Origin of the sequence: Bacillus atrophaeus, assembly GCF_001584335.1 — a bacterium.
Taxonomy (GTDB): domain Bacteria; phylum Bacillota; class Bacilli; order Bacillales; family Bacillaceae; genus Bacillus; species Bacillus atrophaeus.
In genome coordinates this window covers 112,681-120,081 of record NZ_LSBB01000017.1, presented here as the reverse complement: position 1 = coordinate 120,081, position 7,401 = coordinate 112,681, and the positions used below count along the sequence as shown (strand labels likewise).

7 protein-coding genes are annotated in these 7,401 nt (G+C 42.6%); 3 read left to right on the top strand and 4 right to left on the bottom strand.

Annotated elements, in window-relative coordinates; translation table 11 throughout:
* Nucleotides 1-298: 298 nt before the first annotated feature.
* Complete coding sequence (locus AXI57_RS08710; protein WP_010788020.1) at nucleotides 299-1,183, bottom strand: nucleotidyltransferase-like protein; 885 nt, start codon at nucleotides 1,181-1,183, stop codon at nucleotides 299-301.
* A 209-nt stretch (nucleotides 1,184-1,392) separates the two neighbouring features.
* Between AXI57_RS08710 and AXI57_RS08705 the strand changes: the two genes are divergently transcribed.
* Nucleotides 1,393-1,746, top strand: coding sequence for a YgzB family protein (locus AXI57_RS08705; protein ID WP_004430650.1), 354 nt, complete (start codon nucleotides 1,393-1,395; stop codon nucleotides 1,744-1,746).
* A gap of 34 nt (nucleotides 1,747-1,780) precedes the next feature.
* Here the strand turns inward: AXI57_RS08705 and perR are convergent, their stop codons facing one another.
* On the bottom strand, nucleotides 1,781-2,218 hold the full coding sequence (perR, locus tag AXI57_RS08700; protein WP_004430646.1) for a peroxide-responsive transcriptional repressor PerR: 438 nt from the start codon (nucleotides 2,216-2,218) through the stop codon (nucleotides 1,781-1,783).
* 146 nt (nucleotides 2,219-2,364) lie between these two features.
* On the bottom strand, nucleotides 2,365-2,838 hold the full coding sequence (gene bcp / locus AXI57_RS08695; protein WP_035175036.1) for a thioredoxin-dependent thiol peroxidase: 474 nt from the start codon (nucleotides 2,836-2,838) through the stop codon (nucleotides 2,365-2,367).
* A gap of 166 nt (nucleotides 2,839-3,004) precedes the next feature.
* Between bcp and AXI57_RS08690 the strand changes: the two genes are divergently transcribed.
* On the top strand, nucleotides 3,005-4,294 hold the full coding sequence (locus tag AXI57_RS08690) for a glutamate-1-semialdehyde 2,1-aminomutase (RefSeq protein ID WP_061669842.1): 1,290 nt from the start codon (nucleotides 3,005-3,007) through the stop codon (nucleotides 4,292-4,294).
* Between the two features lie 219 nt (nucleotides 4,295-4,513).
* Nucleotides 4,514-5,575 (top strand): FUSC family protein, encoded by a 1,062-nt coding sequence (locus AXI57_RS08685; RefSeq protein WP_061669841.1) that lies wholly within the window; start codon nucleotides 4,514-4,516, stop codon nucleotides 5,573-5,575.
* 69 nt (nucleotides 5,576-5,644) lie between these two features.
* Here AXI57_RS08685 and AXI57_RS08680 read toward each other — a convergent pair whose 3' ends face one another.
* On the bottom strand, nucleotides 5,645-7,387 hold the full coding sequence (locus tag AXI57_RS08680; RefSeq protein WP_013390444.1) for an ABC transporter ATP-binding protein: 1,743 nt from the start codon (nucleotides 7,385-7,387) through the stop codon (nucleotides 5,645-5,647).
* Nucleotides 7,388-7,401 lie beyond the last annotated feature (14 nt).

Here is a 7,401-nt window from a genome sequence, read left to right as displayed (position 1 = left end):
ATGGACCGCAGATTAAGTTCGCCACATCCTGTGGCAACATCTGCGTGACCTGCATCGTGCTGGCCTTAGTTTGACTGACTACGCACATCGCTGTGCGATTTTTATGTTAAAACTTTGAATTAACAGGTACGTTTTGTCTTGTTTAGTTTTCAAAGATCATGACTTGCTTCTCAATGAAGCGACTTTATCAATATAACATTATCTCATCATTATGTCAAATGTTTTTTTGATTTTATTTTTCCGCCGCTGTGAGCTTTTTTTCAGAAGCGCATCAGCGACGTTTAATAATATACCATGGCTATGAAACAGAGTCAACATCTTTTTTAAAAGAATATCCCCGATGATAGATTGCCTGGCTCTTGGTCTCTATTTGGCATACTTCGATAAAACCTTTTTCAGTCAGATAATCAAGCAGAACGCCAAGGTCTGGTGTGAAATCCTTTAAGTCCGTATGTTGTAGAAGCTCTCCGAATTGCCAAATGTCTTTTTCCTTCATTACTTGATATAGATGGGCAGAACCGATCTCTGCTTTAGAGTGAATAAGAAAATCATTTGCTAAGAATAATAATTCAAGCCTTTTTTCCAGGCTTTCATGACTCTCAATCAGTTCAGAGTACAGCTTGTATACCTGCGGCTCCATCTGCCGGACTTGATTCCACACTGTTGTTTCAGGATGAAACCCTCTGTCAATCACTTCAATACGGGCTAAATGATGAAGAGCATGCACTACCGCATTGTAAGCATCTAAAAACTGATTCGCTTCAAAAAAGGCTTTGCCTTCTATATACCTTCTGATTAACTTTCCGTATTCAAGACCGATTTTCAATTTCCGCTCTGCAAACGGAAATGTATTAAGCCTGTCAATCAGTTCAACAATATATTCATTCCGATCAAACAGGACTCTCCCATTTAGGATCCAATCTATGATTCTCCTATTGGTTCCGAGCAAAATCCATTCTTGAACTTGTGCGTCCGTTACAATATTTAAAGAAGCCGTTTGGTGTTCAAACTCATAATGCTTTATAAAGAGAGGCTCTTCCGCCTGTTTTACAATAACAAGTAAAGCCGCATCAAAATTATCCGTTATGGAAGATGCTTTGTTTCTTCTCTCAATCATTATGACAGCCAATGTATTCGGATGACTTGCTCTTTCTTGGTAAATTGGACGGAGAAGATTTTCCATTCCCATTCCTCCAGTGCAAATGTGTCAGTTATTATATTTTTTACTCTCCATTCATTTCTATGATGAAACGGAAAATCCTTTTTTCTAAACATATTGAACTATTATAAACAATTTCACGGCATGTCTCTACAGCAAAGTTTCAATTCCGGATGAAAACATGAAGAAACTCCCAGTGTGAATATGCTATATTTAAACAGAGGGGGATGGACATGGCGAAATACTCCAGCAAAATTAATAAAATCAGAACGTTTGCGTTAAGTTTGGTTTTCGTTGGGTTTATCATTATGTACATCGGGATTTTCTTTAAGGAGTCTGTGCTGCTTGCAAGCTTATTTATGTTACTCGGGCTTTTGTCCATCGGGCTCAGCACTGTCGTTTATTTTTGGATCGGCATGCTTTCAACGAAAGCAGTCCGGGTGGTGTGCCCTGCTTGCGAGAAAGAAACAAAGATTTTAGGAAGAGTCGATATGTGCATGCATTGCAGAGAGCCGCTTACATTAGACAAAAATCTTGAAGGCAAGGCTTTCGACGAGTCTTATAACAGCAAAAGAAACGCCAAATAAAATAAGCTGGCCGCTTTGACACGGTCAGCTTATTTTAATGGTTTTCTTTTTTCAGGCATTCTTGGCAGACGCCGTAGATCTCTAAACGGTGGTGGCTTACTTTAAAGCCGGTCACATGTGCAGCGAGCTGCTCCACTTCATCAAGACCCGGATAGTGAAAATCAACGATCTTACCGCACTTTTCGCAAATGGCGTGGTAATGGTCCGAAGTCACAAAATCGAATCTGCTTGAAGCATCGCCATACGTCAATTCTTTCACAAGACCCGACTCCCGGAACACGCGTAAATTGTTGTATACCGTCGCTACGCTCATATTAGGGAATTTCCCTTCCAGAGCTTTATATATATCGTCCGCTGTTGGATGAGCCATAGAATCCACGAGATATTCCAAAATCGCATGACGTTGAGGAGTAATGCGAACCCCAGTTTCCTTCAACGTTTCTAAGGCTTCTTTTAGTTCATGTGCAGCCATCCGTCATGCACCTCTCTTCTAAAAAAGATTCTTACATTATAATGTTTATAATTAGTGTAACTCTTTTTATGATTCTTTGTCAATTATAATCAGGATAAAAGATACAAAAGACCAGCTTTACGGCAGGCCAGGCTTCCCTGCGCTTTTTATTTTGCTGAAACTTCTTTCAGCGCTTGAAGCGCTTCAGCTACGTGATCTTTCACCTTCACTTTTCTCCATTCTTTAATCAGCCGTCCTTCTTTGTCAATTATAAAGGTTGACCGCTCAATCCCCATATATTCTTTACCAAAGTTTTTCTTAAGTTTCCAGACGCCGAACGCTTCCGCCAGCTTGTTTTCATCATCAACGAGCAGCAGAAAAGGAATACCATGCTTCTCTTTGAACTTTCCATGCTTTTCTTCGCTGTCAGGGCTTACGCCGATAATGACAGCATCAAGCTCTGCAAAGCTTTCATGATGGTCACGGAAATCACATGCTTCAGTGGTGCATCCCGGCGTCATATCTTTCGGATAAAAATAGAGGACGATGTATTTTCCTTTAAAGTCCGATAATCTTACCTTTTCACCATTGTCACCCTTTAATTCAATGTCCGGTGTTTCTTGTCCGATTTCTACAGCCATTTTCTTTACCTCCAAGGTGTTTTTAATAAGCGTATCCAATTCCATAGCAGATTACAACTCTTACCCTCCCTCACCGTTTTTCTATTTGCCGGACCTTGAACCGTTGTGCTCGTTTTGAAGCATGCTACAATAGAAATGACGCAAGGAGATATAGGAGGTATTATTTTTGTATACGAAATCAGTTGAACTTCATAATGAAGCCTTAGAGCATATTGTCGGAGGCGTAAACAGCCCTTCCCGATCTTATAAAGCGGTAGGCGGAGGCTCTCCGGTTGCCATGGAGAAAGCTAACGGCGCTTACTTCTGGGATGTGGACGGAAATCAATATATTGATTACTTGGCGGCATACGGTCCGATTATTACCGGGCACGCCCATCCGCATATTACGGAAGCCATCAAGAAAGCAGCGGAAAACGGCGTATTATACGGGACGCCGACAGCTCATGAGGTTACCTTTGCCAAAATGCTGAAGGAAGCGATTCCGGCGATGGATAAGGTGCGGTTTGTCAATTCAGGGACGGAAGCAGTAATGACGACGATTCGGGTGGCCCGGGCTTATACCGGCAGAACAAAAATCATTAAATTCGCAGGCTGCTACCATGGTCATTCGGATCTTGTACTTGTGGCTGCCGGGTCCGGTCCGTCCACTCTCGGCACCCCTGATTCGGCCGGAGTTCCAAAAAGCATTGCCAGCGAAGTCATCACGGTTCCTTTTAATGATATTGAAAGCTACAAAGAGGCGCTTGATAAATGGGGCAGCGAGATTGCAGCAGTCCTCGTTGAACCGATTGTCGGCAATTTCGGAATCGTCGAGCCTAAGGAAGGATTTTTAGAAAAGGTAAATGAACTGACGCACGATGCGGGCGCACTTGTTATTTACGATGAGGTCATTACGGCGTTCCGTTTTATGTACGGCGGCGCGCAGGATCTTCTGCAGGTTAAGCCTGATTTAACCGCGCTTGGAAAAATCATTGGCGGCGGTCTTCCCATCGGGGCTTACGGGGGCAAAAAAGAAATTATGGAGCAAGTCGCTCCGCTCGGTCCGGCTTATCAGGCCGGAACGATGGCGGGAAATCCCGCTTCGATCCTATCAGGCATTGCATGTCTTGAAGTGCTGAAAGAGGAAGGCGTTTACGAAAAGCTTGATCAGCTCGGCGCAATGCTGGAAGAAGGCATACTCGCACATGCTGAAACACATGGCATTACCATCACAGTCAATCGTCTGAAAGGCGCGCTCACCGTTTACTTTACTGATGAAAAAGTGGAAAATTATGAGCAAGCGGAACAAACAGACGGAGAAACATTCGCAACGTTCTTCAAACTCATGCTTGAACGCGGAATCAATCTCGCACCTTCTAAATATGAAGCATGGTTTATTACAACAGCCCATACAGAGCAGGATATTAAGAATACTCTCGCAGCTGTTGAAGATGCCTTTAAACATTTAAAGAAGTAAAGACACCAGACATGCAGGAGCGGCTTTCGCTCCTGTTTTTTCTTATTTCCAGAAACAATGTGTAAGATATTGGTCTTTTCTCAAAAAAGACCTTGAATATTTGGTATGATCCCTGTATATTACTTTATTGTTTAGCAAATAAACTGACAGGGGATTTTAAGTGTTATACATTTGCTATGTAAAACAATTTACTATAGAAAGGAATGCACGCACAAACTAATGAAACTTGGTGCCCGCATTTTAAAAACAGGGATAGCGATTACGCTTGCTCTTTATTTAGCTTCGTGGATCGGAATTCCTTCGCCGATTTTTGCCGGGATTGCAGCGATTTTTGCGATCCAGCCGTCTATTTACCGGTCTTTTCTTATTATTATTGATCAGGTTCAGGCAAATATCATCGGCGCTGTCATCGCCACCCTATTCGGCCTTATTTTTGGTCCCAGTCCGATTATGATCGGACTGACAGCAGTTATTGTCATTACCATTATGTTAAAGCTTAAAATTGAACACACGATTTCAATCGCGCTCGTTACAGTTATTGCGATTTTAGAAACTGCCGGAGGCGATTTTTTAACATTTGCCCTGATTAGAACCGGCACAGTCATTCTTGGGGTTCTCTGTTCTTTTATCGTCAATCTGGTGTTTCTCCCGCCTAAGTACGAGACCAAACTGATCAATAATACTGTGGAGAACACCGATGAAATCATGAAATGGATCAGGCTGACGATGCGTCAGTCAACGGAGCATTCTATTTTGAAAGAGGATATCGAAAAGCTTAAGGAAAAAATGATTAAACTCGATCAGACATACCTTCTATATAAAGAAGAAAGAAGCTACTTTAAAAAAACGACATATGTAAAATCGAGAAAGCTTGTCCTGTTCAGGCAAGCCATTATTACAGCCAATCGAGCATTGGATACATTAAAGAAACTGCACAGGCTCGAAAACGAAATCTATCACATGCCTGAGGAGTTTCAGACGACTTTGACAGAAGAGATTGATTACCTGCTTCATTGGCATGAACGGATTTTGATGCGGTTTGTCGGCAAAGTTAAGCCGCACGATGATTTTGAGGAAGAAGGCATACAGTACAAACAGCTTTTAACAAGATCATTTTTAAAAAACCAGCAAAACGCTGAGGATGAACTGCTTGATTATAATATGCTTAATATTATGGCAAGCGCGGTGGAATATCGTGAACAGCTTGAACATTTAGAAACATTAATCACAAGCTTTCAGACCTATCATCCGGAAGACAGTGAGTTGGAGACAGAGGAGTAGCCCGGTTTCATTAACCGGGTTTTTTTGCACGAAAAAAACTGATATCGCAGGAGCGATATCAGTTACATGTCAGTTTAAATTTTGGATGGTAAATAAGTGTTTGTAATGGCTGTCCCGCTTCATCAGTTCGTCATGAGTGCCGGTTTCGATAATCGTTCCATTTTCCATCACGACGATTTTATCAGCGTGTGTAATGGTAGACAACCTGTGGGCGACGATGAATGTCGTGCGATCCCTTGCCAGTTTTTCCATGGCTTCCTGGATATAATGCTCGCTTTCGAGATCAAGCGCAGAGGTAGCTTCATCCAATATTAAGAGAGGCGGATTTTTCAAAAAGACCCGCGCTATTGAGATCCGCTGCTTTTGTCCGCCTGACAGCTTGACTCCTCTTTCCCCGACTTTCGTTTCATACCCTTCAGGGAAATTCATAATAAATTCATGGGCATTGGCGGCTTTTGCGGCTTCGATAATGTCTTCAAGCTTAGCATCCGGCTGGCCGATGGCAATGTTTTCCCGAATCGTTTCACTGAATAAAAACGTATCCTGAAGCACCATTCCCACCTGGTTCCGCAGACTTCTCGCCTCATAGTCCCGGATATCGGTACCATCAATCAGCAGGCTCCCGCCTGATACATCATAAAACCGCGGAATCAGGCTGACGAGCGTTGATTTTCCGCCGCCGCTCATTCCTACGAGCGCTATGGTTTCTCCCTTATTCACCTTCAGGGTCACATCAGTCAGTATATCCTCTTTTTCTTTCTCATATTGGAAAGACACATTTTGGAATTCTACTTCGCCTTTAATGTGATTTGCTTTTTTAGCATTCGGTTTATCTGTCAGTTCATATGGTTCGTCAATAAATTCAAACACCCTGTCCATGGATGCGATCGACTGTGTCAATGTGGTGGAAGAATTGATCAGCCTTCTCACGGGATTGTACATTCTGTCAATATACCCGACAAATGCAACCATTGTTCCTACGGTGAGCGGGCCGTTTATGACAAAGTATCCTGCAAACGCAATGACGATGAGAGGCGCCAGATCTGTAATGGTATTGACGACAGCGAAGGTTTTCGCGTTCCAATTGGTATGACTGATTGCTTTATCTAAAAAATGTCCGTTCTTTTCGTTAAAGTTCTCTTGTTCATGGTCTTCTATCGCAAAGCTTCTGATCACCGGCATGCCTTGAATCCGTTCATGCAAGTGGCCTTGAACTTGGGCAAGCGCTTGGGATCTTTCCCTTGTCAGCTTTCTCAGCCGTCCGTAGAAATACTTAACCGATATGCCATATAACGGAAACAACACAATGGATATGAGCGTCAATTTGATATCCAGGGTAAGCATGACACAAATGACAATCAAAATCGTCAGCATGTCGAGCCAGATATTCATTAAACCGGTAATGACAAAATCCTTTGTTTGTTCCACATCGTTTATAACCCGGGAAATGACTTCACCTGTTCTCGTATTGGCATAAAAACGCAAGCTCAGCTTCTGAATATGGTCAAACAGCTTCGCCCTAATGTCATAGAGCACTTTGCTGCCTGTCCACTGGGCAAAATATTGCCGATAATACTCAACAGGAGGCCGGAGCACTAAAAATATGGCAAACATAACAGCCATAATCGTAACCAATGATGTTGTTTTATCGTGGGCGCTGCCGCCTCCCTGAATAATATCATCCACGACATATTTCAGCAGGAGCGGGAGAGCAAGAGGAATAGAAAACTTCACGATTCCGATTAATACTGTAATGACAATCTGCTTCTTATAAGGTTTTACAAAATGCATATAGCGTTTAATAACACCCACACTTCATCCCCCTC

Bases quoted from the DNA above. Each gene is read 5' to 3' on its own strand.
- AXI57_RS08710 (WP_010788020.1), bottom strand. From the start codon at position 1,183: ATGGAAAATCTTCTCCGTCCAATTTACCAAGAAAGAGCAAGTCATCCG.
- AXI57_RS08705 (WP_004430650.1), top strand. From the start codon at position 1,393: ATGGCGAAATACTCCAGCAAAATTAATAAAATCAGAACGTTTGCGTTA.
- perR (WP_004430646.1), bottom strand. From the start codon at position 2,218: ATGGCTGCACATGAACTAAAAGAAGCCTTAGAAACGTTGAAGGAAACT.
- bcp (WP_035175036.1), bottom strand. From the start codon at position 2,838: ATGGCTGTAGAAATCGGACAAGAAACACCGGACATTGAATTAAAGGGT.
- AXI57_RS08685 (WP_061669841.1), top strand. From the start codon at position 4,514: ATGAAACTTGGTGCCCGCATTTTAAAAACAGGGATAGCGATTACGCTT.